The 23,573-nt window shown below is 65.0% G+C and carries 22 protein-coding genes; 13 read left to right on the top strand and 9 right to left on the bottom strand.

The features are described 5' to 3' along the window. Positions 1–18: 18 nt before the first annotated feature. Positions 19–1,512, bottom strand: coding sequence for an ATP-binding protein (locus EJ070_RS14535; protein ID WP_126091984.1), 1,494 nt, complete (start codon positions 1,510–1,512; stop codon positions 19–21). 322 nt (positions 1,513–1,834) lie between these two features. Between EJ070_RS14535 and EJ070_RS14530 the strand changes: the two genes are divergently transcribed. Further along, positions 1,835–2,089 carry a hypothetical protein gene (locus EJ070_RS14530; protein ID WP_126091983.1) on the top strand — a complete coding sequence of 85 codons (255 nt, stop codon included), beginning with the start codon at positions 1,835–1,837 and terminating at the stop codon, positions 2,087–2,089. Positions 2,090–2,237: 148 nt separating this feature from the next. Here EJ070_RS14530 and EJ070_RS14525 read toward each other — a convergent pair whose 3' ends face one another. Next, positions 2,238–2,723 (bottom strand): hypothetical protein, encoded by a 486-nt coding sequence (locus tag EJ070_RS14525; RefSeq protein WP_126091982.1) that lies wholly within the window; start codon positions 2,721–2,723, stop codon positions 2,238–2,240. Between the two features lie 197 nt (positions 2,724–2,920). Between EJ070_RS14525 and EJ070_RS14520 the strand changes: the two genes are divergently transcribed. After that, positions 2,921–3,286 (top strand): RidA family protein, encoded by a 366-nt coding sequence (locus EJ070_RS14520; protein ID WP_126095752.1) that lies wholly within the window; start codon positions 2,921–2,923, stop codon positions 3,284–3,286. 28 nt (positions 3,287–3,314) lie between these two features. Continuing rightward, positions 3,315–4,541, top strand: coding sequence for an amidohydrolase/deacetylase family metallohydrolase (locus EJ070_RS14515; RefSeq protein ID WP_126091981.1), 1,227 nt, complete (start codon positions 3,315–3,317; stop codon positions 4,539–4,541). 157 nt (positions 4,542–4,698) lie between these two features. Here the strand turns inward: EJ070_RS14515 and EJ070_RS14510 are convergent, their stop codons facing one another. Both EJ070_RS14510 and EJ070_RS14505 read right to left on the bottom strand, forming a co-directional pair. Continuing rightward, complete coding sequence (locus tag EJ070_RS14510) at positions 4,699–6,489, bottom strand: NAD(P)/FAD-dependent oxidoreductase (RefSeq protein ID WP_126091980.1); 1,791 nt, start codon at positions 6,487–6,489, stop codon at positions 4,699–4,701. Between the two features lie 90 nt (positions 6,490–6,579). Then, the gene (locus tag EJ070_RS14505; protein WP_126091979.1) at positions 6,580–7,527 is read right to left on the bottom strand and encodes a MurR/RpiR family transcriptional regulator; all 948 of its coding nucleotides are present in this window, start codon (positions 7,525–7,527) and stop codon (positions 6,580–6,582) included. A gap of 539 nt (positions 7,528–8,066) precedes the next feature. Between EJ070_RS14505 and EJ070_RS14500 the strand changes: the two genes are divergently transcribed. The 9 genes from EJ070_RS14500 (at position 8,067) to EJ070_RS14460 (ending at position 17,346) form a co-directional block, all read left to right on the top strand. Then, positions 8,067–8,156 carry a K(+)-transporting ATPase subunit F gene (locus EJ070_RS14500; protein ID WP_126091978.1) on the top strand — a complete coding sequence of 30 codons (90 nt, stop codon included), beginning with the start codon at positions 8,067–8,069 and terminating at the stop codon, positions 8,154–8,156. A 27-nt stretch (positions 8,157–8,183) separates the two neighbouring features. After that, a complete protein-coding gene (kdpA, locus tag EJ070_RS14495; protein WP_126091977.1) occupies positions 8,184–9,887 on the top strand; it encodes a potassium-transporting ATPase subunit KdpA in 1,704 nt (567 codons plus the stop codon). Next, positions 9,871–10,125: a hypothetical protein gene (locus EJ070_RS14490; protein ID WP_245464878.1), complete on the top strand. Its 255-nt coding sequence runs from the start codon at positions 9,871–9,873 to the stop codon at positions 10,123–10,125. Before kdpA ends, EJ070_RS14490 begins: the two co-directional genes overlap by 17 nt. Then, the gene (kdpB, locus tag EJ070_RS14485; RefSeq protein WP_126091976.1) at positions 10,122–12,218 is read left to right on the top strand and encodes a potassium-transporting ATPase subunit KdpB; all 2,097 of its coding nucleotides are present in this window, start codon (positions 10,122–10,124) and stop codon (positions 12,216–12,218) included. The genes EJ070_RS14490 and kdpB overlap by 4 nt, the downstream gene beginning before the upstream one ends. 11 nt (positions 12,219–12,229) lie before the next feature. Further along, positions 12,230–12,793: a potassium-transporting ATPase subunit KdpC gene (gene kdpC / locus EJ070_RS14480; RefSeq protein ID WP_126091975.1), complete on the top strand. Its 564-nt coding sequence runs from the start codon at positions 12,230–12,232 to the stop codon at positions 12,791–12,793. A gap of 55 nt (positions 12,794–12,848) precedes the next feature. Then, positions 12,849–15,572, top strand: a complete 2,724-nt coding sequence (locus tag EJ070_RS14475) for a sensor histidine kinase KdpD (protein ID WP_126091974.1) — start codon at positions 12,849–12,851, stop codon at positions 15,570–15,572. Continuing rightward, positions 15,569–16,261 (top strand): response regulator transcription factor, encoded by a 693-nt coding sequence (locus EJ070_RS14470; protein WP_126091973.1) that lies wholly within the window; start codon positions 15,569–15,571, stop codon positions 16,259–16,261. The genes EJ070_RS14475 and EJ070_RS14470 overlap by 4 nt, the downstream gene beginning before the upstream one ends. Before the next feature lie 68 nt (positions 16,262–16,329). After that, entirely contained in the window at positions 16,330–16,635 is a 306-nt protein-coding gene (locus EJ070_RS14465) for a hypothetical protein (RefSeq protein WP_126091972.1), read from the top strand. A gap of 243 nt (positions 16,636–16,878) precedes the next feature. Then, entirely contained in the window at positions 16,879–17,346 is a 468-nt protein-coding gene (locus EJ070_RS14460) for an NUDIX hydrolase (RefSeq protein ID WP_126091971.1), read from the top strand. A gap of 9 nt (positions 17,347–17,355) precedes the next feature. Here the strand turns inward: EJ070_RS14460 and EJ070_RS14455 are convergent, their stop codons facing one another. From EJ070_RS14455 to EJ070_RS14435, 5 genes are all read right to left on the bottom strand, one after another. Beyond that, positions 17,356–18,195: a citryl-CoA lyase gene (locus tag EJ070_RS14455; RefSeq protein ID WP_126091970.1), complete on the bottom strand. Its 840-nt coding sequence runs from the start codon at positions 18,193–18,195 to the stop codon at positions 17,356–17,358. Further along, positions 18,192–19,376, bottom strand: a complete 1,185-nt coding sequence (locus EJ070_RS14450; protein ID WP_126091969.1) for a CoA transferase — start codon at positions 19,374–19,376, stop codon at positions 18,192–18,194. The genes EJ070_RS14455 and EJ070_RS14450 overlap by 4 nt, the downstream gene beginning before the upstream one ends. 15 nt (positions 19,377–19,391) lie before the next feature. Beyond that, the gene (locus tag EJ070_RS14445; RefSeq protein ID WP_126091968.1) at positions 19,392–20,915 is read right to left on the bottom strand and encodes a tripartite tricarboxylate transporter permease; all 1,524 of its coding nucleotides are present in this window, start codon (positions 20,913–20,915) and stop codon (positions 19,392–19,394) included. Between the two features lie 4 nt (positions 20,916–20,919). Further along, the gene (locus tag EJ070_RS14440) at positions 20,920–21,456 is read right to left on the bottom strand and encodes a tripartite tricarboxylate transporter TctB family protein (protein ID WP_126091967.1); all 537 of its coding nucleotides are present in this window, start codon (positions 21,454–21,456) and stop codon (positions 20,920–20,922) included. A gap of 126 nt (positions 21,457–21,582) precedes the next feature. Next, positions 21,583–22,548, bottom strand: a complete 966-nt coding sequence (locus EJ070_RS14435) for a tripartite tricarboxylate transporter substrate-binding protein (RefSeq protein WP_126091966.1) — start codon at positions 22,546–22,548, stop codon at positions 21,583–21,585. Between the two features lie 202 nt (positions 22,549–22,750). Between EJ070_RS14435 and EJ070_RS14430 the strand changes: the two genes are divergently transcribed. Further along, a complete protein-coding gene (locus tag EJ070_RS14430) occupies positions 22,751–23,503 on the top strand; it encodes an IclR family transcriptional regulator (protein WP_126095750.1) in 753 nt (250 codons plus the stop codon). Positions 23,504–23,573: the final 70 nt, after the last annotated feature.

The raw sequence follows: 23,573 nt of genomic DNA, 5'->3' as shown, positions 1-23,573 counted from the left end.
CGATTCAACCTCGGTTCGTCACGCGGCTGAACTGTCCTGCTCTCCAGCATTCGGATCGCCCGGCGCTGTTGCCCAGGCGAGCTCGACCAGCGTCACCGTGCGACGGCCCGCACCGTCGACCTGGCAGACGATGAGGCCTTGCTCCTCGATGTAGTCGAGCAGCCGCCGCGCACGACGCAAGGAGTGGGAACCATAGGCGCGGGCGATCGCCGCGTCGCTCGGGCAGGGCCAGCCTTCCTTTGCCGCCCTCGCGATCATCATGAACACGCCCTGCATGTCCTCGGGCAGAAGCGAAGCGCGCACCGAAACGTCCCGCCACGCATCGTCCTCGGCCATGTCCGAGCCGACGCCGGCGCGGGCGCGCGTCAGCATGCGGCGGAATTCCGAAAGGTCGGGCACGACCGAGGCGAGCCCCTCGATCCGGCAGCGGACCACGAACTCCTGGTAGAGCACGCCGATGACGCGGAACCCCGCGTCGGGTTCGGCCAGGATGGCGCGCAGGATGCGGTCCATCCGCTCGCGCCGCTCGGCGAGATCCTCGGCGCTCGGCTGCGGTTCGGCCGGTTCTGGACGGATGTCCAGCGGAGCCGCCTTGGCCGCCATCAATTGGTCGAGCAGGTCCGGCGAAGGCCGGCGCTGTGGCCGCACAGTCTCCGGCGGCGGCGCGGCCAGGATGATCGAGCGCGCATCCTCCAGCATCGCTTCCGGCAGCGGCATCAGCCGCGGCGTGCCGTTGCGTGGGCTCGTTTCGGTCGAACCGATCCGTACGCTCAGCGGACGGCGCGACAATGCCGGTCCGAGCGCCATGAAATGCCCGCGCTCAAGGTCGCGAAAAGCCTCCGCCTGCCGCCGCTCCATGCCGAGCAGGTCGGCGGCGCGCGCCATGTCGATGTCGAGGAAAGTCCGGCCCATGAGGAAGTTGGAGGCCTCGGCGGCGACGTTTTTGGCGAGCTTCGCCAGCCGCTGTGTGGCGATGATGCCGGCAAGTCCGCGCTTGCGGCCGCGGCACATCAAATTGGTCATGGCGCCAAGCGAAAGCTTGCGCGCCTCGTCGGAAACCTCGCCGGCGGCGGCCGGCGCGAAGAGTTGCGCCTCGTCCACCACCACCAGCATAGGGTACCAATGGTCGCGCGCGACTTCGAACAGGCCGCCGAGGAAGGCGGCGGCGCGCCGCATCTGGTTCTCGGCATCGAGCCCTTCGAGGTTGAGCACCGTCGAGACGCGGTGGATGCGCGCCCGCTCGCCGGCCGCCTGCAGGCCGCGCTCGGTATGGTCCTCCGCATCGATCACCAGATGGCCGTAGCGCTCGCCGAGCGAGACGAAGTCGCCTTCCGGGTCGATGATGGTCTGCTGCACCCAGGGCGCGCTCTGCTCCAGCAGCCGGCGCAGAAGATGCGACTTGCCCGAGCCCGAATTGCCCTGCACCAGCAGGCGGGTCGCCAGCAATTCCTCAAGGTCGAGGGTCGCCGGCGCGCCCGCCGTCGTCTGCCCCATCTCGATCGCAACCGTCATATCTCGACTCGACTGGTCTCCCTGCGCGAGAGGGACTTAGCAACCCGAGCGCGATGCGTCGAGCGCGCGGCGTGGCCGCCAGCCCGGTGTTCCACACCTAAGGCATGTCGCCCGAAAAGTGCGCGGCGGTTTTGGGAAAGCGACATGCGTAAATACAAAGACTTGAAGCGCGTCGCCTGAATCCGTTTCAGCGCGACGCGCTTTAAAGGAACAATGGCGGTAGCTTGTCGCCAGCCGCACTGGTCGGACCACCATTTCGCTGGCGCAATCCAACCATTGGCGTATCATCCTTTCAGGGAGGGTTCATGGCAGGAGGAGGCCAATGAACGTCGCTGCGGAGGTGCCCGTCATGGACCCGACGGTGCAAGATCTTGTTTTGTCCGCACTTTCGAAATTTCGCGCCGGCGACACCATCTCGACCCGGGCGATGCTCGACGTCATCCGCCAAGGTGACCCCACCTGCGAGGACAGCGACGACCATCTGGTCGAACTGATCGTCATGGCCGCGGTTGGTAAGACCATGGGGGTCGTGTTCGACCACCGCTCGCCGGACGAACGGTTGCCGCGCCTGGCTTAGGATGCCCTCCGGAGGCGATTGCCTGCTGGCCTTTGGCTCCCCGTCTAAAGCGCGTCGCGCTGAAATGAATTCAGGCGACGCGCTTTAAGTCTTTGTTTTGATGCATGTCGTTCTCCCAAAACCGCTGCGCACTTTTGGGCGACATGCATTAGCTCCCCAGCGGATGCGGCAGATAGCCGACGAAGCCGGCGATCTTCCAGCGACCGCCGACCTTGCGGCAGAAGTAGAGCGTCTGCCATTTGAGCCTGTCGACGCCACCGTCCGCCTTGGCCACGGAACCATCGAATTTCTTGTGCAGCACCGCGCGGTCGCCGTCGACGTCGATGTCGCGCATGTTGGTCACACGGAACAGCGCCTCGCGCAGCGGCTCGGCGAATTTCGTCGCCGCAGTTTCCTTGGCCTGCCGCAGCCATTCGTCGCGATAGACGTCCAGCCTCGGGAACTGCAGGCGCCAGGCATCGGCATTAGCAAGGAAATGCGCATGCATGCCGAAGAAGCTCTCGGCGACGAAGTCGTCCTCGACCATCGACCAGTCCTGGCCGAGGAAGGCATCGATGTCGCGCCGCACCAGCATTTCCCAAAGCGCGTGGCGGTCGGCATCGCCTTCCGGAAACGGATTCTTGTCGAAGGTCATCGGATCCCCCTCTCTCATGCATACCGCTGGCGGCTACGAGTTGCCGATCGGCTTTGACGCGCAAGATGCTCAGGCTTCTGTAATAAAGCAACATGGATTTTGAAAAAATGTTGCTTTCCGACATCGGCCCTATGAGGATCACGCCGACAGGCGTAGACGGCTATAAGAACCCCATCCAGTCGATAAAGGAGGCTCACTTGCCCAAGCAGTGCTTTGGAAAATCGCATGTCCCGCTCTCGCCCGCCGTGCGGGCCGGCGATTTCGTCTATATCTCCGGCCAGGTACCGGTGGGCAGCGACGGGCTGGTGGTCAAGGGCGGGATTGCAGAGCACGCCGAGCAGGTGCTGCAGAACGTCAAGGCTGCGCTGGCGCTTGCCGGCTGCACCATGGACGATGTGGTGAAGACCACCGTCTGGCTGGAGGATGCCCGCGACTTCGGCACCTTCAACACGGTCTACGCAAAACATTTCCCGAAGGACCCGCCGGCACGCACCACCGTCGAATCCCGCCTGATGATCGACATCAAGATCGAGATCGAAGCGGTCGCCTATAGGCCGGTCTAATCGCAACGAAACAGCAACGGAGGCGTCGATGCAGTTCGATCTGCTGATCAAGGGCGGCCGAGTGATCGACCCGGCGTCTAACCTCGATGCGCCGCGCGACGTTGCCATCGCCGATGGCCGCGTCGCCGCGATCGACGCCGCCATCGATGCCGGGACCGCCCGTGAGGTCGTCGACGCGAGGGACTGCATCGTCACCCCTGGCCTCGTCGACCTGCACAGCCATGTCTATTGGGGCGGAACTTCGCTCGGCGTCGACGCCGACAGGCTTGCGGCCAAGAGCGGCACCACCACCTTCATCGACGCCGGCAGTGCCGGCGCCGGCAATTTCCTGGGCTTTCGCCGCCATGTCATCGAGCGCTCGAAGGTCCGCATCCTGGCTTATGTCAACATCTCCTTCGCCGGCATATTCGGCTTCGCCAAGACCGTGTCCGTCGGCGAATGCAGTGACCTCAGGCTCTGCGAGCCACGCGACACCGTGGCGGCGGTGCGCGAGCACGCCGACGTCGTCGTCGGCGTCAAGGTCCGCTCGGGCCGCCACGCCAGCGGCACCAGCGGCATCGCACCGGTCGACCTCGCGCTCGAAGCCGCCGACAAGGTCGGCCTGCCGCTGATGGCGCATATCGACGAGCCGCCGCCAGGCCGCTCGGAAGTGCTGCCCAGGCTGCGCCGGGGCGACATCCTCACCCACTGCTTCCGCCCGTTTCCCAACGCGCCGGTCTTCGCTTCCGGCGCGGTGCGGCCGGACATGCGCTTGGCGCGCGAGCGCGGCGTCATCTTCGACATCGGCCACGGCATGGGCTCCTTCGACTTCGAAGTCGCCAAGGCCATGCTCGCCGAAGGCCTGGCGCCGGACGTCATCTCGAGCGACGTGCACCTCTACTGCGTCGATGGCCCCGCCTTCGACATTCTTGTCTGCATGTCGAAGCTCATGGCGCTCGGCATGCCGCTGGTCGAGGTGCTGCGCGCGGCGACTGTGCGTCCGGCCGAGGCGGTCGCCAAGGCAGAGCTCGGCGTGCTGAAAGTCGGCGGCATCGGCGATATCGCGGTACTTAGGTTGCTGCCCGGCCGCTTCACCTTCGTCGACGCGGTCGGCGCCTCACTGGTCGCGGATCGGCGACTGGTCTCCAACGGCATCGTCATCGGCGGCAAATGGTGGCCGAACGAGGCGTCCAACCACGATGAGACCGAACGCTTCGAGGCGCATGCGCAACACATGCATGTCGAGGTTGCGGCCAGGCATTTTGGGCGGGGGTGAATCTCCCCCCCTCGAGGGGGAGATGTCGCCGAAGGCGACAGAGGGGGTCGCCGCGCGTGAAGCGCCAACCCTTATCTGTTGCAGGATGGCGAGCCCAGTCGGACCGACCCCCTCTGCCCTGCCGGGCATCTACCCCTCAAGGGGGGAGATCGCAACGTCACCGCCGCGAATTGCTCGGCTCGCCGTAAACCGGCGTGGCGATCCCTTCCATGCGCGCCTTGAGCTGCAGCGCCACGAATTTCGAGTAGAAGCGCGACAGCGCGAGGTTGCCGCCGTGGAACCACAGCGCTTCCTGCGCCGTAGGCTTCCACATGTTGCGCAATTCGCCCTGCCACGGGCCGGGATCGCCCTTGACGCCGGAGCCGAGGCCCCAGCATGGCCCGACCTTGTCGGCGACCTCGCGCGAGACGATCCCCGCAACCGTCTCGTTCATCGACTGAAAGCCGGTGCAGCAGACGATCGCATCGACCGCAAGCTCGCTGCCGTCCTCGAACAGGATGCCGTTCGGCGTCAGCGATTTGATGCCGACGCCGCTCTTCACCGCGATCTCGCCGTTCAGGATCAGCTCGCAGGCGCCGACATCGATGTAAAAGCCCGAACCAGTGCGATAGGCCTTCATCAAAAGCCCGGTCTCGTCCTCGCCGAAGTCGATGGCGAAGCCGCTGTCGCCGAGCCGCTCGTAGAAATCCGCGTCGCGCTCGCGGATGACGTTATAGAGCGCCCGCTGGCCTTTCGGCACCAGCGCGAACGGCGTCGAGGCGACGATCATGTCCGCCTTGTCAGTGGTGATGCCGCGCGCCAGCGCCTTTTCGGAAAAGATCTCAAAGCCGACCTCCATCAGCGTGTCGGACTTCACCACCGTCGTCGGCGAACGCTGGACCATCGTGACCTTGGCGCCGGCCTCCCAGAGATCGACGCTGACGTCGTGGCCCGAGCTTGCCGCGCCGATCACCGCGACGCGTTTGCCGCGGAACTTCTCGCCGGTCGAATACTGGCTGGAATGCAGGAGCTCGCCCTTGAAGCTGCCGGCGCCGGGCAATTCGATCTGCCGCGGCGGCCCATAGGCGCCGGTGGCGAAGACGATGTGCTTCGGCTTCAGCGTGATGCGCTGGCCGACACGGTCGACCACCACCGTCCAGACCTTTTCAACCTCGTCATAGGCGGCGCTGATGCATCTGGTGGCGACCCAGTAGTTCAGCTCCATGACGCGGGCATACATTTCCAGCCAGTCGCCCATCTTGTCCTTGGGCGTGAAGACCGGCCAGTTCTCCGGGAACGGAATGTAAGGCAGATGGTCATACCAGACCGGATCGTGCAGCACGAGCGAGCGATAGCGGTTGCGCCAGGAATCGCCGGCGCGCGCGTTCTTCTCGATGATAAGCGCGGGAACGCCGAGCTGCCGCAGCCGGGCGCCGAGCATGATGCCTCCCTGGCCGCCGCCGATCACCAGGCAATAGGGCTGCTCGTGCACGCCGAGGTCGCGCGCCTCACGTGCCCTTTTCTCCGCCCAGGTCTCGCGCCCGGGATCGGCCTTGTGGCGGATGCCGAGCGGCCGGTCCGGACCTTTCTGCTCCTCGAAACCTTTAAGCTCGCTCATCGCGGTGAACAGCGTCCGGCAGCGGCCGTCCTTGAGCCGCAGGATGCCCTCGCCCCGCGCCACGGCCGTCTCGAATGTGAACCAGGCCTCGATCGTGCCTTCGTCCGAGCTCGCCTCGCCCGACAGGCGCCAGTGAGACGGTTTCGCCGATGACAGCATCGCCTTCAGCATCTCGCGGATCGCCGCCTGGCCCTCCATGGTCTTGATATTCCATGTGAAGGTCAGCAGATCGCGCCAGTAGCCGTCGTCCACGAAAAGGTTGGTCGCCGCCTCGATGTCGCCGGCCTCGAGCGCCCGGCCGAAGGAGCCGAGCCATGTGCCCGCCTGCTGCGATGGTGCGATGTCGAGCATTCTTCTTCGTTCCCTTTTGCAGTTCGAATTCCTCGGCGAAGCCGGCGGCGGCGCCTTCTCCTTCTCCCCTTGTGGGAGAAGGGATGGCCGCTAATCTCCCAATGGCTCCATCTCCTTCCCGGTCCGATGGATCTGGGCGTTGTACTTGATGCGGCGCACCGTCTCGCGCGCCGGGCCGTCGAGCTTGTAGGCGGACGCCACCGCCAGAAGGTCGATGGCCGCGAGGAAGGCGTAGCGCGAAGCGGTCGGCTTCAGCGTGTCGGGATATTCGGGAACCGCCATCGTCAGCCGCACGTCGCAAACGCGCGACAGCTCGGTGTCCGGCGCCGTCACGCAGATCGCATCGGCGCGGTAATGCTTGGCCAGCTCCACCGCCTCGATCACTTCTCGGGTGCGGCCGGTGGCCGAGATCGCGATCACCAGGTCGCCCGGCTTCAGCGTCGAAGCCGTCATGCGCATCAGGTACGGATCGCATTGCGCGCTGATCGTGATGCCATAGCGGAACAGGCGGTATTGCGTCTCCTGCGCCAGGGCCGACGAACTGCCGCCGAGGCCGAACACCGTCACCTGCCGCGCCTTGGCGATCAGCTCCGCCGCCTTCTGCAATTGCCCCGGATCGATCTGCCGCTCCGCCTCCTGCAGCGCGCGCCGCGCCTCGCCGAACACGGCGTTCCAGAATGGCATGCCGCTGTCGCTGTTCACGGGTTGCGGCCTGGTGCTGAGATAGAGCGCGCCGACGACGAGGCTCTGCGCCAGCTTCAGCTTGAAATCGCGCACGCCCTCGCAGCCGATGGCGCGGCAGAAACGGGTGACCGTCGGCTCGCTGACCTGCGCGCGCTGCGCAAGCGCGGCATTCGACGCGCCGACCGCATATTTGACGTCGTCGAGCACGACATCGGCGACGCGGCGTTCGGCCGGACGCAAATCCGCGTAACTGTCCTTCACCTGCGAAATAATGTCCGGGAAGCGTCTGACATGATCGTGCCTGTCGCCTTCCTCGCTCGGAATACGCAGCGCCTGGCTGTCAGCTTCGGTCATTGCTCAGCCCTTCCTGCCCGTTTCTGGGACCACCATATTTGCGATTATCCGCCCGCAGGCCACAGGCAATCAAACAAGATGAGTATGTAAGAAACTAACACGCATGGCAATTGCGGATAAAATCCTATTAAATCAAATAGTTAACTGCAATGCATTTAGGCGGGATCGCACCCGCGCTCAGTCGCCGCTGGCGGAAAAGTAGGATAGTTACAGGTCGATTTTGCCGCACTGTCAAACCAAAGGGCGACCCGCCAAAACCACTATAAAATTCCTATATCTTTCCTTCCCGCCTCGTCTCGAACCTTTATGGCGATCGGGTCCATATTTCCTTTCAAAAGAACGCTTTGATCGCCGTCACCGCCAAGGTGACGCGCCGTCGCGTGCAGTTCTGAGCCCGCCCGCACGGGCTGCGAACACAAGTCGAAAGCAAGGAATGCCTGAAATGGACCTAATTGTTCTCGGGATCGGGATTTTATTCTTCGCCCTGTCCTTAGCCTACGTCAAAGCCTGCGACGGAATCTGAGCGGAAGGACAGAACCATGATCCTCGATTTCATCCTCGGCGGTGCGGTGACTTTGTTCCTGCTCGCCTATCTCACCTATGCGCTCATCCGCCCTGAGCGCTTTTGATCGTACAGACCCACGGGAAGCCATGTCATGACAATATACGGCTGGATACAGATCCTTCTCTACTGTGGGATCCTGGTTTTGCTTGTGAAGCCCCTCGGCGGCTATATGTTCCGGGTCTTCAACGGCGACCGGACCTTGCTTTCGCCGGTGCTCGTCCCGATCGAGCGTGGCCTCTATCGCCTCGCCGGAACGAGCGACAGGGAAGAACAGCACTGGGCCGTCTACACGACGGGCATGCTGCTCTTCAATCTCGCCGGCTTCCTCGTTCTTTACGCCCTGCAGCGGCTGCAGGGCACCCTGCCCTACAATCCGGCGGGCATGACCGCGGTTGAGCCTGGCCTTGCCTTCAACACCGCCGCAAGCTTCGTCACAAACACCAACTGGCAGAATTACGGCGGCGAGAGCACGATGTCCTATCTCGTGCAGATGGCCGGCCTCACCGTGCAGAACTTCGTTTCGGCCGCCACCGGTATCGCCATTGCGGTTGCCTTGATCAGCGGCTTTGCCCGCGCTTCCGGCAAGTCGATCGGCAATTTCTGGGTCGATCTTACCCGCTGCACGCTCTACGTGCTCCTGCCGGCCTGCATCGTGCTCACGCTCGTCTATGTCTGGCTGGGCATCCCGCAGACGCTCGGGCCTTATGTCGACGCCGCCACGCTGGAAGGCGCCAAGCAGACGATCGCGCTCGGCCCGGTCGCATCGCAGATCGCTATCAAGATGCTGGGCACCAATGGCGGCGGCTTCTTCAACGCCAACGCCGCGCATCCTTTCGAGAATCCGGACGCGATCTCCAACCTCATTCAGATGCTGACGATCTTCGCGCTCGGCGCCGGTCTCACCAACGTCTTCGGCCGCATGGTCGGCAGTGAGCGCCAGGGCTGGGCGATCCTTGCCTCGATGGGCGTGCTGTTCCTCGCCGGCGTCATCGTCTGCTACTGGGCCGAGGCCGCCGGCAACCCGCTGGTCCATGCGCTCGGCATCGACGGCGGCAATATGGAAGGCAAGGAGACGCGCTTCGGCATCGCGCTCTCGGCGCTGTTCGCGGTCATCACCACCGCTGCCTCCTGCGGCGCCGTCAACGCCATGCATGACTCTTTCACCGCGCTCGGCGGCATGATCCCGATCATCAACATGCAGCTCGGCGAAGTCATCGTCGGCGGTGTCGGCGCCGGCTTCTACGGCATCCTGATGTTCGTCGTCATCGCCGTCTTCGTCGCCGGCCTGATGGTCGGCCGCACGCCGGAGTATCTCGGCAAGAAGATCGAGGCCAAGGAGGTAAAGATGGCGATGCTCGCCATTCTGTGCCTGCCGCTGGCGATGCTGATCTTCACCGCCATCGCGGTGGTCTTGCCGAGCGCCGTGGCCTCGATGGCCAATGGCGGCCCGCACGGCTTCTCCGAGGTGCTCTACGCCTACACCTCGTCGGCAGCGAACAACGGCTCGGCCTTTGCCGGACTCACCGGCAACACGCCCTGGTTCAACCTTACGGGTGCCATCGGCATGCTGATGGGCCGCTTCCTGGTCATCATCCCGGCTCTCGCCATCGCCGGCTCGCTGGCGGCGAAAAAGACCGTGCCCGCTTCGGCCGGCACCTTCCCGACGGACGGCACGCTGTTCGTCGGCCTGCTGGTCGGCGTCATCATCATCGTCGGCGGCCTCACCTTCTTCCCGTCGCTCGCCGTCGGTCCGATCGTCGAACACCTGGCGATGATCCATGGACAGACTTTCTGAGATGACCATGCCCTGGTTCATCCACATACGCCGGGACGACCGTCACCAGGCCGGTGGCGGAAGGCCCGACGACGGAAGGGACGAGAGGCCTCGTCCTTTCCCGACGCTTTCCACCTTCCTTGGCATGGCAGCCGTGCTGTTCGTGCTGTGGCTGCTGGCGACCGGTCTTCCGCGCCTGTTTCCGAAGACCGAGCACCCGGCGCCGTCCAACATCACCGATACTGGAGCCTCGAAATGAGCCAGTCCAAATCCGCGAGCATTCTGGATGCCCGCATCCTGGTGCCCGCCATCGGCGGCGCCTTCCGCAAGCTCGATCCGCGCACGCTGGTCCGTAATCCGGTGATGTTCGTCGTCGCGGTCGTCTCGCTGCTCACCACCGTGCTTTTCGTTCGCGACCTGATCGCCGGCGGCGGCAATCTCGGCTTCACCCTGCAGATCATCATCTGGCTGTGGTTCACCGTGCTGTTCGCCAACTTCGCCGAGGCCGTGGCCGAAGGCCGCGGCAAGGCGCAGGCCGACTCGCTGCGCAAGGCGCGCACCGAGACCCAGGCTAAGCTGCTCGTCAACGGCGAGGATCGTTCGAAGTTCAAGCTCGTGCCCGGCACCAGCCTGAAGGTGGGCGATGTCGTGCTGGTCGAAGCCGGCGACATTATCCCCTCGGACGGCGAGGTGATCGAAGGCGTGGCCTCCGTCAACGAAGCCGCGATCACGGGTGAATCCGCGCCCGTCATCCGCGAATCCGGCGGCGACCGGTCGGCCGTCACCGGCGGCACGCAAGTGCTGTCCGACTGGATCCGCGTGCGCATCAGCGCCGCCTCCGGCCACACCTTCCTCGATCGCATGATCTCGCTGGTCGAGGGCGCCGAGCGCCAGAAGACGCCGAACGAGATCGCGCTCAACATCCTTCTCGTCGGCATGACGCTGATCTTCGTTCTGGCCACCGCGACCATCCCGAGCTTCGCCTCCTATTCGGGCGGCTATATCCCGGTGACGATCCTCGTCGCTCTCTTCGTGACGCTGATCCCGACCACGATCGGCGCGCTGCTCTCGGCCATCGGCATCGCCGGCATGGACCGCCTGGTGCGCTTCAACGTGCTCGCCATGTCCGGCCGCGCCGTCGAGGCCGCCGGCGACGTCGACACGCTGCTCCTGGACAAGACCGGCACCATCACGCTCGGCAACCGTCAGGCGACCGAGTTCCGTCCGGTCAAGGGCGTCACCGAACAGGAGCTGGCGGATGCGGCGCAGCTTGCTTCGCTGGCGGATGAGACGCCGGAAGGCCGCTCGATCGTCGTGCTCGCCAAGGAAAAATACGGCATCCGCGCCCGCGACATGGCCACATTGCATGCGACCTTCGTGCCCTTCACCGCGCAGACCCGCATGAGCGGCGTCGACCTCGACGGCTCGTCGGTGCGCAAGGGCGCGGTCGATGCGGTGCTGGCTCATGTCAGCCAGGCGGCGGCCACGTCCCATGGCGCGCGTCCGACAAGCGACACGATCCGCGATCTGCAGGCCATCGCCGACGAGATCGGAAAGGCCGGCGGCACACCGCTTGCGGTCGAACGCGACGGTCGCCTGCTCGGCATCGTCCACCTCAAGGACATCGTCAAGGGCGGCATCCGCGAGCGTTTCGCGGAGCTTCGCAAGATGGGTATCCGCACGGTGATGATCACCGGCGACAATCCGTTGACGGCGGCGGCTATCGCGGCCGAGGCCGGCGTCGACGACTTCCTCGCCCAGGCAACGCCCGAGAACAAGCTGTCGCTGATCCGCGAGGAGCAGGCCAAGGGCAAGCTGGTCGCCATGTGCGGCGACGGCACCAACGATGCGCCGGCGCTCGCTCAGGCCGATGTCGGCGTCGCCATGAACACCGGCACGGTCGCCGCGCGCGAAGCCGGCAACATGGTCGATCTCGACAGCGACCCCACGAAGCTGATCGAGATCGTCGAGATCGGCAAGGCGCTGCTGATGACGCGCGGCTCGCTGACGACGTTCTCGATCGCCAACGACGTGGCCAAGTATTTCGCCATCATCCCGGCGATGTTCGCGGTCTTTTATGTCGCGCCCGGCCAATCCGCCGGCCCGCTGCAGGCGCTCAACGTCATGCATCTGGCGACGCCGCAAAGCGCCATCCTGTCGGCCATCATTTTCAACGCGCTGATCATCATCGCGCTGATCCCGTTGTCGCTGAAGGGCGTGAAATACCGCGCCATCGGCGCCGGCGCGCTGCTCACCCGCAACCTGCTCGTCTACGGCCTCGGCGGCATCGTCGTGCCGTTCGTCGGCATCAAGGCGATCGACATGATCGTCACGGCCCTCGGCCTCGCATAAGGATCACTCCGATGCTCAAGCAACTCAGACCCGCGATCGTCATGATCGTCTTCTTCACGGTTCTCACCGGCCTCATCTACCCGATCGGCATGACCGGTATTGCCCAGGCGCTGTTTCCCAAACAGGCCAATGGCAGCCTCATCGAAAAAGATGGCAAGGTCATTGGCTCCGAATTGATCGGCCAGGCCTTCGCCAGCGATCGTTACTTCCATGGCAGGCCGTCGGCCGCCGGCGACGGCTACAACGCGGCCGCCTCCAGCGGCTCGAATCTCGGGCCGACCAATGCGAAGCTGATCGAGCGCATCAAGGGCGACGCCGAGAAGCTGAAGGCTGAGAACCCGAACGCGCCGGTGCCGATGGACCTCGTCACGACGTCCGGCAGCGGCCTCGATCCTGACATCAGCCCCGAGGCCGCCTATTTCCAGGTTCCGCGGGTTGCCAAGTCGCGCGGCATCGATGAAGCCAAGGTGAAAGCGCTGGTTGACAGCCATGTCGAGGACCGCGAGCTTGGTTTCATGGGTGAGCCGGTGGTCAATGTGCTCGCCCTCAACCTGGCGCTGGACGACCTGAAGTGATCAGCACCGCGTCGGGGATCGACACGACCCCCGGCGCAATTCATGATTGGACCTGATGCCGGACGACAGGACCAACCTCGAGAACAGACCATCCCCCGACGCGCTGCTGGAGCATGCAGAGCGGGAGGGCCGCGGCCGTTTGCGCCTATTCCTCGGCGCGGCGCCAGGTGTCGGCAAGACCTATGAGATGCTGATGGCGGGCCGCGCCCGCCTCGCCGACGGCATCGACGTTGTGGTTGGCGTCGTCGAAACGCACGGCCGCAAGGAAACCCAGGCGCTGCTCGACGGCTACGAGGTGACGCCCCGCCGGCAGGTGGAATACCGGGGGCACACCCTCGACGAGATGGATATCGATGCCATCCTGAAAAGGCGACCGGAACTGGTTCTGGTCGACGAGCTCGCCCACACCAACGCACCCGGCAGCCGCCATCCCAAGCGCTATCTCGATGTGCAGGAAATCCTGGCGCAAGGCATCGACGTCTACACGACGCTCAACATCCAGCATGTCGAAAGCCTGAACGATGTCGTGGCGCAGATCACGCGCGTCCGGGTGCGCGAGACCGTCCCCGATTCCATCATCGACGAGGCCGACGATATCGAGGTCATCGACCTCACCCCCGACGACCTGATCAAGCGACTGCATGAAGGCAAGGTCTATTTCCCCAACACCGCCCAACGTGCGATCGAGAACTATTTTTCGCCGGGCAACCTGACCGCCCTCCGGGAACTGGCGCTGAGGCGCACCGCCCAGCGCGTCGACGAGCAGTTGCTCAATCACATGCAGTCCCATGCCATTCCGGGGCCGTGGGCTGCCGGCGAGCGGGTTCTTGTCTGCGTCGATCAGCGTCCCGGCGGAGCCGCCCGCATCCGTTACGCGCGCCGGCTTGCCGATCGGCTCCGCGCTCCCTGGACGGCGCTTCATGTCGACACGCCTCGCCTGGCCGGCATGTCGGAAGAGGAGAAGGACCGGCTGGCGGCGAACCTGCGACTTGCCGAGCAGCTCGGCGCCGAGGTGAGCACGATTCCGGGCCAGAACATCGCCCAGGACATCGTGCGCCACGCGACGGCAAACAACTTCACCCATATCGTCATCGGCAGGCCGACCCGCTCGCGCTGGCGGGAACTGATCGAGGGCTCGCTGACCTATGATCTGATCCGCAATGCCGGCGACATCAGCGTCCATGTCATTTCGCGGACCGAGCGCGACACCGATGCCGCCTCGACGAGGGTCAAGGCCGCTGCGGAACAGAGACCGTTCCAGGTCTGGCCCTACCTTGTCACCACCGTCTTTGTCACGGGCGCGCTGGCTGCCAGCAGCGTTCTCGACCAGTTCTTCGACGTTCGCAATCTGGCAAGCGTCCTGCTCCTGGCCGTGCTGACATCGGCGGTGACGTTCGGGCTCTGGCCGGCGCTTTACGCCTGTTTTGTGAGTGCCCTTGCTTTCAACTTTTTCTTCCTCGAGCCGCGCTACACGCTGACGATCAGGGACCCGGAGAGCATCGTCGCCTTTGCCGCCTTCCTCGTCGTCGCCGTCATCGCCAGCAATCTGACGGCGCGCGTGCAGCGCCAGGCGGCCGCCGCCCGTTCGCGCGCACGGGCAACCGAGGACATCTATTCCTTCTCGAAGAAGCTCGCCGGCGCCGGCACGCTCGACGACGTGCTGTGGGCCACCGCGTTCCAGATCGCCTCGATGCTGAAAGTGCGCGTGGTGCTGCTGCTGCCGGAAAACGGCACGATCACCGTCAAGGCCGGCTACCCGCCGGACGACACGCTGGCCGAGGCCGACATCGCGGCGGCCCGCTGGGCCTGGGAGCACGACCGCCCGGCCGGCCGCGGCGCCGACACGCTGCCCGGCGCGAAGCGCCTATACCTGCCCTTGCGGACGGGCCGCACGGCTGTCGGTGTCGTCGGGCTCGACAACGACAAGCAAGGCCCGCTGCTCACGCCAGAGCAGCAACGTCTCCTCGACGCGCTTGCCGACCAGGCGGCGGTCGCCATCGAGCGCATCCAGCTCGTCGCCGATGTCGACCGCGCCAAGCTCGCTGCCGAGGCGGACCGGCTGCGCTCGGCGCTGCTCACCTCCATCTCCCATGACCTGAAGACGCCGCTTGCCGCCATCATGGGCGCGGCAGGCACCTTGCGGGAGTTCGCGCCGGCACTGCCGGAGAAGGACCGGGCGGATCTCCTGGCGACGGTGCTGAATGAATCGGAACGGCTGAACCGCTTCATCGCCAACCTGCTCGACATGACCAAGATCGAATCCGGCGCGATGGAGCCGAACTATGCGTTCCACTACGTCGGCGACATTGTCGGATCGGCGCTCAATCGTGCCAGCAAGATCACCGGCGAGCACAGGATCGAGACCGATATTCCACCGGATTTGCCGATGCTGCGGCTCGATCCCGTGCTGTTCGAGCAGGCGCTGTTCAACCTTCTCGACAATGCCGCGAAATATGCGCCGCCTGGCTCGATTATCCGCCTGCAAGGCTGGGTCGACAATGGGTCCGTCATCCTGCAGGTCATGGATGAGGGGCCGGGCATCCCGCCGGGCGACGTCGAACGGATCTTCGATACCTTCTACCGCGTGCGCAAGCGCGACCAGGTCCGTGCCGGAACGGGGCTTGGCCTGTCGATCAGCCGCGGCTTCATCGAGGCCATGGGCGGCACGATTTCGGCGGCGAACCGCACCGACAGGCCGGGCGCGATCTTCATCATCCGCATGCCGGTGCCGGAAGAAATTCCGGACCTGGCCGTCGCCAAAACGGATGACGCTGCATGACCAATCAGAACGTCAGCATCCTGGTCGTCGACGACGAGCCGCCGATCCTCAAGCTGCTTCGCGTCGGCCTTGGCAGCCAGGGCTATTCGGTCTCCGAGGCGCCGAACGCCAGGGCCGCGATCGAGTTCATGCAGATGCAACGGCCCGACCTGATCCTGCTCGACCTCGGCCTGCCCGGCATGACCGGCCTCGAGCTGCTCGGCAAATGGCGCAACGACGGGCTCGACATTCCCGTTGTCATCCTTTCAAGCCGCACCGACGAGGCCGGCATCGTCTCGGCGCTCGAGCTCGGCGCCGACGACTACGTGACGAAACCCTTCGGCATGAACGAGCTGGTCGCCCGCATCCGTGTGGCGCTGCGCCACAAGTTCCAGCAGCAGGGCGAGAAGCCGGTATTCCAGACCGGAGACCTGTCGGTCGACCTGGTGAAGCGCATCGTCAAGGTCGAGGGCAAGGAGGTGAAGCTGTCACCCAAGGAATACGACATCCTGCGCATCCTCGTGCAGTATGCCGGCAAGGTGCTCACCCACCAGTTCCTGATGAAGCAGCTCTGGAACGATTCGACCGACGTGCAATACCTCAGGGTCTACGTCCGCCAGCTGAGGCAGAAGATCGAGAAGACGCCGGACCAGCCGCGCTACATCATCACCGAGACCGGCGTCGGCTATCGTTTGCGCGAGGTCGACTGAACCATGGTACATCCAGACAAGCACCCTATATTACGGCCAGGTTCAGATTTTCATGCGGGAAGGAAGCGATGTCGCATCCTCGCTTTTTGGTGGTCTTGACATCGCTGTCTCTGGCGACCGCCGCCCTTTTGGGCGCAGCTTTAGATGCCTCGGCCCAGGTCGTCATCCCGACGAACCGTAATGGCCTGATCCAGCAGAACGAACTGCAGACGCTCCGCAACCAGTTGCAGCGGCAGCAGTTCCAGCAACAGCAGCAGCTCTATCGCGAGCAGGACCGGCAGATCGTGCCGAAGCCTCGCCCTGAAGTGCCGATCGTCAAGCAGAATTGCCAGTCGCAGGTGATCGGCACCACGATTTCGCGGGTTTGCCGCTGACATTTAGCCTTTTTCGGTTTATTTAGCCGACTTACTTGCTGGCGAGAGCCGGAATTGCAAGGGGACGGTTTTAGAGCAATTCCAGGAAAAGTGTATAACGGTTTTCTGTCCGGAATTGCGTAAAAACAAATAGTTAGTTCAGCGTTTCCGTGAAACGATGAACTGCTCTAGGGTTTGCAGGGGCGGGATTTTGCCGTGTGCGGACAGCGCGCGGCGCGGACGCTGCTCTCATCGGATTTTGGAATGGCAACTGCCAAGAAGAATGCAGTGCGCAAGGCAAAGAAAGGAGAGCGGATCCGTCAGGTGGCGGCCATCCCCTTTCGTTTGAGCGAGGGCGGCAATCTCGAAATATTGTTGGTCACCTCACGCACGACCAGGCGCTTCATCGTACCCAAGGGCTGGCCGATGAAGGGCAAGAGCGGGCGCAAGGCGGCCGCGATCGAGGCCCAGGAGGAGGCAGGCGTGCTCGGCAAGGCGCTGAAGCAGCCCGCCGGCACCTATTCTTATTGGAAACGCATGGCCAGCCGCTTCGTCCGTGTCGACGTGGTCGTCTACCTGCTCGAAGTCGCCGAGGAGATGGCCGACTGGCGGGAGGCCGCGAACCGGCAACGCGCCTGGCTGCCGGTGGCCGACGCGGCCCTGCTCATCGATGAGCCGGAGCTTTCGACTCTTCTGAGGGGTTTGACGGTCCCTGCGGCCGAGCCGGCCTGAGACGGTCTTCTACTCGGAGTCGCCGGGAAAGGGGCGTGCCGGCGTGCCGGTATAGGCCCACAGCCATTCGCGGGGCAGCGGCCCCTTGTTGCGGTCGCTTTCCTGCGACTGCTCCCAGGCATGCGCCAGGATGCCGACCGAGCGCGACAGGACGAACAGGCCGCGCGTCAGCGCCGGCGGAAAGCCAAGCTCGCCATAGATGACGGCGGTGGCGCCGTCGATGTTGAGCGGGATCGTCTTGCCCTTGCGCTTTGCCATTTCCGCCTCGACCGCTTCGGCAATGTCGGCGAAGCGGCCGCTGACGACGCCGCGCACGGCGAAGTCACGCGTCAGTTCGATGAGGCGCGGCGCCCGAGGGTCGACCGGGTGAAAGCGATGGCCGAGACCCGGCACATAGCCTTCTTCCTCGGCAAAGAAGCGGTCGAGCCGCGCCGATACGGCCTCGCCGAGCGTCAGCCCCCGGTCCAGCGCCTCTGCGATATCGCCGTAGAAGGACAGCGCCTGCTCGCCAGCGCCGCCGTGCACGTCGCCAAGCACATTGATGGCCGAGGCCATGGCATTGTTGATGCCGACGCCGCAGGTGGCCGCCATGCGGGCGATCGCGATCGACGGCGCCTGCGGGCCATGGTCGACGGCGGCTCCCAACGCGATGCCGAGCAGCGCCGCCTGCTCCTCGCTCGGCAGTTCGCCGCGCAGCATCAGCCAGATCATCGCCGGAAAGCTGATGCGCCCGATCAGGTCCTGGATCTCATAGCCGCGCAGCCGGATCATGCCGGGCCGCATCTCTATGATGCCGGTCTGCCACCATTGCTCGCCGCGCTCGCGGCCGGTCTTTTTCTCCGCGCTCATGTCCGGGCTCTCATCTTGTCGCGTTCCGGCAACGCCGCGAACACTTCGTCCATATGCTCGCCAAGCCGCGGCGGCGGCCCGGCCGGCGCGGGCGCCGCGCCGTCGACCATGAAGCCGCCGCGCACCACCGTCAGCGGCTTTTCCATGCCAGGCACATGCCGGAAGCGGGTCGCCATGCCACGCTCCGTCACCTGGCGTTCCTCCAGCACTTGCGGGATCGTCAGCACACGTCCCGCCGGCACGCCGGCCCGGTTGAGCTTTTCTTCCCAGCCCGCGGCCGGGGCGCCGGCAAGCGCTTCCTCGATCAGCGTCTTCAACGCGGCCCGGTTCTCCTTGCGCGTCTCGCGTTCCGCGAAGCGCGGATCCGACGCCAGTTCAGGGCGTCCAATCAGCCCGCAAAGGGTGACGAACTGCTCCTGCTTGTTGGCGGCGATGTTGAGCAGCCCTTCGCCGGTGCGGAACGTACCGGACGGGGCCGCCGTCATGTTCTCATTGCCCATGGGCTGGGGCTCGACGCCCGCCGTCAGATAATTCGACACCGGCCAGCCCAGCGCCGACAGCGTGCATTCGAGCATCGAGACGTCGAGGAAAGCCCCCTCGCCGCTCGTCTTCTGCCTGACAAGCGCCGCGGCGATCGCGAAGGCCCCGACCAATCCGCCCAGCGTATCAGCGACGGGATAGCCGACGCGCAGCGGCGCGGTCTCCGGCGTGCCGGTTATGCTCATGATCCCCGAAAGCCCCTGGATGATCTGGTCGTAGGCTGGGTTGCCGCGCATCGGTCCGGTCTGGCCGAAACCGGATATCGCGCAATAGACGAGGCTCGGCCGGACTTCCTTCAGCCTCTCATGCCCGAGGCCAAGCCGATCCATCACGCCCGGCCGGAAATTCTCGACCAGCGCGTCCGACGTGGCGACCAGATCGAGGAAACGCTCGCGGTCGGCCTCCTTCTTCAGGTCGAGCACGACAGATCGTTTGCCGGCGTTCTGCGCCAGGAAGGACGCGCCCATCCCGGCTCTGTTGAGTTCCGGCGAGGCGCCGAGCTGGCGCGCGAGATCGCCGCCCGGCGGCGCCTCGACCTTGATGACGTCGGCGCCGAGCAGCGCAAGCTGGTAGGCGCAGTACGGGCCTGCCAGCACGTTGGTGAGATCGAGAACGCGGACACCGGAAAGCAGGTCTGTCATGATGCTCCAAATCGATCAGGCATCGCCCGGCACATGTTCCGGCCCGCGTGTCCGCCGATGTTCGATCCAGGCCCAGATATGCGGGCCGACAAGGCCGATGAAGGCCAGCGTGAGAAGCGTCAGCGACAGCGGATGCCTGTAGAACACCGTCCAGTCGCCATTGGCGATCGTCATCGCCCGGCGGAACTGCGTCTCGGCGAGCGGTCCGAGGATCATACCGATGATGACGGGCGCCGTCGGGAAGTCGAAGCGGCGCATCAGGAAGCCGGCGGCCCCCAGCAGATAGAGGATGACGAGGTCGGTCGGCGACTGCGAGATGCCGTAGGTGCCGACGGTGGCGAACACCAGGATGCCGGCATAGAGCTGCGGCGCCGGGATCTTCAGCAACCGCACCCAGAGGCCGATCAGCGGCAGGTTGAGGATGACCAGGATGACGTTGGCGATGAACAGGCTGGCGATCAGGCCCCAGACGAGGTTGGCCTGCGTCGTCAACAGCAGCGGACCGGGATTGATGCCGTAACTCTGGAAGGCCGACAGCATGATCGCGGCGGTCGCCGAGGTCGGCAGACCGAGCGTCAGCATCGGCACCAGCACGCCGGCCGCGGACGCATTGTTGGCGGCCTCCGGCCCGGCGACGCCCTCGATGGCGCCGACGGTGCCGAACTCCTCCCTGTGCTTGGAGAGCTTCTTCTCGATGGCATAGGACAGGAAGGTCGGGATTTCGGCGCCGCCGGCGGGCATGGCGCCGATCGGAAAGCCGATCGCGGCGCCGCGCAGCCATGGCTTCCACGAGCGCGCCCATTCGGCGGCCGTCATGTAGAGCGAGCCCTTCAGCGGCACGATCTCATCCTTGCCGGCATAGCGGCGCGAGGCCATGTAGAGTGTCTCGCCGACCGCGAAGAGGCCGACCGCGACGACGATGACGTCGACGCCGTCGAGCAGTTCGCCCATGCCGAAGGTAAAGCGCGGTTGCCCGGTCTGCAGGTCGACGCCGATCATGCCGATGACGAAGCCGACGAACAGGCTGGTCAGCCCGCGCACCGAGGATGAGCCGAGCACCGCCGAAACGGTGATGAAGGCGAGCACCATCAGCGAAAAATACTCGGCCGGCCCGAAGGCCAGCGCGAACTTGACCACGATCGGCGCCAGGAAGGCGACGCCCAGCGTGCCGAGCGTGCCGGCGACGAAAGAGCCGATCGCCGAGGTCGCGAGTGCAGCGCCGCCACGCCCCGAGCGCGCCATCCGGTTGCCTTCCAGCGCGGTGACGATGGTGGCGCTTTCGCCTGGCGTGTTGAGCAGGATCGACGTCGTCGAGCCGCCATACATGGCGCCGTAGTAGATGCCGGCGAACAGGATGAAGGAGGCTTCCGGCGCCACCTGGTAGGTGATCGGCAAAAGCAGCGCGATGGTCAGCGCCGGCCCGAGGCCTGGCAGCACGCCGATCGCTGTTCCGAGCGTCGTGCCGACCAGGCACCACAACAGATTGGTCGGCGTGAAGGCGACTGCAAATCCGTGCGCGAGATAACCGAGCGTGTCCATCGTCTCAGCCTTTCCCGATGCCGAAGACGGCATTGATCAGCACATTGAGCTGGTCCTCGATCAGCCCGGCGCCGATGTTGACGCCGAGCGCCCTGGCAAAGCCGAAATAGGCCGCCAGCGCCAGCACCAGGCCAAGCAGCGCGTCGCGCAGCGGGTGCCGGCTGCCGAAGCCGAAGCAGACCAGCACGAACATGATCACCGAGGCGGCGGTGAACCCGAGCGGCTGGATCAGAAGCAGATTGGCGACCAGGCCCGCGACCACGAAACCCATCGACGTCCAGTCGGTCGGCGTCTCCTTCTCCTCCTCCGGCTGCCAGCCGCCCCGCAGGGCGGCTAGGATGAGCAGCAGGGAAAGCAGGATCATCCCGGCCATGGTGATATAGGGAAAGACGGTCGGGCCGACCTTGGAATAGAGCGGAGACACCGGGATCGCCAGGGTCTGCCAGGCAACGGCGCCGGCGCAGGCCAGAAGCCCGATGCCGATCAGCAATTCGGGTACGGCAAGGCGCGGCGGTGACGCCTGCTGGTCGCTGGTGCTCATGAACTCCTCCCCGGATGGCCGGCATTCAACCGCCGGTATCGCCGCAATTTCAATGCTGCTCGATCACCTGTCCATGCTGCTCCGAAGGGGAGCCAGGCCCCTTCGGAACACTGGGCGGTCCGGAGCTCAGGCGAGGCCGAGATCCTTGAGGATCGCGCCGATGCGGGCGGTGTCGTCGGCGACGAACTTGGCGTAGTCGTCGCCGGTCAGCAGGATCGACGTCCAGTTGCGGTTCTTGCACTCGGTTGCCCAGGCATCGCTCTTGGCCATGGTCTCGACCAGCTTGATCATCGCCGCCTTGTCCTCATCGGAAACGCCGGGCGGGGCGAAGACGCCACGCCAGTTGAACAATTCGACGTCGATGCCGGCCTCCTTGAGCGTCGGCGCGTCGATGCCTTCCTGGCGTTTGTCGGCCGAGATCGCCAGCAGCCTGAGCGCCCCCGCCTTGATCTGCTCGGAGAACTCGCCATAGCCGGAAATGCCGGCCGCGACCTGGTTGCCGAGCAGCGCCGACAGCGCCTCGCCGCCGCCGGCGAACGGCACGTAGGACAGGTTGGCGGCAGGCACGCCGGCCGTCTTGGCGATCAGGCCGAACAGGATGTGGTCGGAACCGCCGGCCGAACCGCCGGCCACCGGAACCTTCGTGGGATCCTCCTTCAGCGCCGCGACGAAATCGGCGGCCGTCTTGAACGGCGAGGCAGCCGGCACCACCAGCGCCTCGAACTCGCCGGTGAGGCGCGCGATCGGCGTCACTTCGGTCAGGTTATTGGCCGACTTGTTGGCGATAATGGCGCCGACCATGACCATGCCGGCGACCATCAGCGAATTGCCCTTGCCCTTCCACTGGTTGACGAATTGCGGCAGGCCGACCGTGCCGCCGGCGCCGCCGACATTGGTGATCTGCGAACCCGAGATCAATTTCTCGGAGCGCAGCACCTGGTCGATCGTGCGCGCGGTCTGGTCCCAGCCGCCGCCGGGTGCCGCCGGCACGAAAATCTGGATCTGCGGGGTGTCCTGCGCAAAGGCGGGTACGAAATGCAAAGCCGCGAAGCCGGCGGCGGTGCTCGTCAAGAATCTGCGTCTGTTCAGCATGGGATTCCTCCAAATCACGACACCTCCTCCGGTGCCTGCCAAGACGTGGCCTGAATTAAGACCCGCATTCGAGTTCAAGCATTTGTGACAGCGTTCTGTCAACGGGAATGCCATTCTGCTGGACAGAACGCATCGGACCGGACTAAATCCGCATGTCCGGGACCATTCCCGGATGGGCGACCACGATGAAATCGTCACCGGAATGACAGACATACCTCCCAGCCCAGCCCAGGCCGACGGCGTTGCCGCGCTCGATCGCGCAATCGCCATCCTGGACGCATTCACCATTGCCGACCGGTCGCTCGGGCTCGCCGAGATCGCTGCCCGCACCGGCCTCTACAAGAGCACCATTCTGAGGCTGGCCAATTCGCTGATGCGCGGACAATTGCTGGAGCGCCTGGAAGACGGGCGCTACCGCATCGGACCGGCCACCTTCAGGCTTGGCGCGCTCTACCAGCGCTCGGTCGTGGCGATGGATATCCTGTTGCCGATCATGCGCGACCTCTCCGAGCGGAGCTGGGAGAGCGTTGCCTTCTACGTCCGCTCGGGCGACGTGCGCACCTGTCTCTACCGGGTCGAGTCCAAGCACCCGATCCGCTACACGATCCGGGAAGGCGACGTCCTGCCTTTGCTGGTGGGCTCCGGCGGCCGCGTGCTCGCCGCCTTTTCCGGCCAGCAGGGCGAGCCCTACGAGACGATCCGCAGAACCTATAGCTGCATTTCGATCGGCGATTGCGACCCGCAGACCGCAGGCATATCCGCGCCCGTGTTCGGGCCGGGGCGGACATTGGTCGGCGCGCTGACGCTGGCCGGCCCAGGCACCCGCGTCGACGCCGCCTTCCTCAAGCGCATGAAGCGCCCGCTGCTCGAGGCCGCCGCCCGCGCCACGCGCGCCTTCGGCGAGGACGCATCCATGCTGGATGAGGCAAGCCTCGACGTGGACGCTGCAGTCTGAGCATTCCCCCAGATCCCCTGCTTGACTCACATATAGCTCAATGGTTATAGGTCAATCAATAGCCATTGGG

The organism is Mesorhizobium sp. M1E.F.Ca.ET.045.02.1.1 (assembly GCF_003952485.1).
Classification (GTDB): Bacteria; Pseudomonadota; Alphaproteobacteria; order Rhizobiales; family Rhizobiaceae; genus Mesorhizobium.
Note: the sequence above shows the minus strand (reverse complement) of the source record. Positions and strands in the feature narration are given on the sequence as shown.

Excerpts from the sequence above, each read along its gene's own strand:
- EJ070_RS14535 (WP_126091984.1), bottom strand. The coding sequence starts at position 1,512 with ATGACGGTTGCGATCGAGATGGGGCAGACGACGGCGGGCGCGCCGGCG.
- EJ070_RS14530 (WP_126091983.1), top strand. The coding sequence starts at position 1,835 with ATGAACGTCGCTGCGGAGGTGCCCGTCATGGACCCGACGGTGCAAGAT.
- EJ070_RS14525 (WP_126091982.1), bottom strand. The coding sequence starts at position 2,723 with ATGACCTTCGACAAGAATCCGTTTCCGGAAGGCGATGCCGACCGCCAC.
- EJ070_RS14515 (WP_126091981.1), top strand. The coding sequence starts at position 3,315 with ATGCAGTTCGATCTGCTGATCAAGGGCGGCCGAGTGATCGACCCGGCG.
- EJ070_RS14510 (WP_126091980.1), bottom strand. The coding sequence starts at position 6,489 with ATGCTCGACATCGCACCATCGCAGCAGGCGGGCACATGGCTCGGCTCC.
- EJ070_RS14505 (WP_126091979.1), bottom strand. The coding sequence starts at position 7,527 with ATGACCGAAGCTGACAGCCAGGCGCTGCGTATTCCGAGCGAGGAAGGC.
- EJ070_RS14500 (WP_126091978.1), top strand. The coding sequence starts at position 8,067 with ATGATCCTCGATTTCATCCTCGGCGGTGCGGTGACTTTGTTCCTGCTC.
- kdpA (WP_126091977.1), top strand. The coding sequence starts at position 8,184 with ATGACAATATACGGCTGGATACAGATCCTTCTCTACTGTGGGATCCTG.
- EJ070_RS14490 (WP_245464878.1), top strand. The coding sequence starts at position 9,871 with ATGGACAGACTTTCTGAGATGACCATGCCCTGGTTCATCCACATACGC.
- kdpB (WP_126091976.1), top strand. The coding sequence starts at position 10,122 with ATGAGCCAGTCCAAATCCGCGAGCATTCTGGATGCCCGCATCCTGGTG.
- kdpC (WP_126091975.1), top strand. The coding sequence starts at position 12,230 with ATGCTCAAGCAACTCAGACCCGCGATCGTCATGATCGTCTTCTTCACG.
- EJ070_RS14475 (WP_126091974.1), top strand. The coding sequence starts at position 12,849 with ATGCCGGACGACAGGACCAACCTCGAGAACAGACCATCCCCCGACGCG.
- EJ070_RS14470 (WP_126091973.1), top strand. The coding sequence starts at position 15,569 with ATGACCAATCAGAACGTCAGCATCCTGGTCGTCGACGACGAGCCGCCG.
- EJ070_RS14465 (WP_126091972.1), top strand. The coding sequence starts at position 16,330 with ATGTCGCATCCTCGCTTTTTGGTGGTCTTGACATCGCTGTCTCTGGCG.
- EJ070_RS14460 (WP_126091971.1), top strand. The coding sequence starts at position 16,879 with ATGGCAACTGCCAAGAAGAATGCAGTGCGCAAGGCAAAGAAAGGAGAG.
- EJ070_RS14455 (WP_126091970.1), bottom strand. The coding sequence starts at position 18,195 with ATGAGCGCGGAGAAAAAGACCGGCCGCGAGCGCGGCGAGCAATGGTGG.
- EJ070_RS14450 (WP_126091969.1), bottom strand. The coding sequence starts at position 19,376 with ATGACAGACCTGCTTTCCGGTGTCCGCGTTCTCGATCTCACCAACGTG.
- EJ070_RS14445 (WP_126091968.1), bottom strand. The coding sequence starts at position 20,915 with ATGGACACGCTCGGTTATCTCGCGCACGGATTTGCAGTCGCCTTCACG.
- EJ070_RS14440 (WP_126091967.1), bottom strand. The coding sequence starts at position 21,456 with ATGAGCACCAGCGACCAGCAGGCGTCACCGCCGCGCCTTGCCGTACCC.
- EJ070_RS14435 (WP_126091966.1), bottom strand. The coding sequence starts at position 22,548 with ATGCTGAACAGACGCAGATTCTTGACGAGCACCGCCGCCGGCTTCGCG.
- EJ070_RS14430 (WP_126095750.1), top strand. The coding sequence starts at position 22,751 with ATGACAGACATACCTCCCAGCCCAGCCCAGGCCGACGGCGTTGCCGCG.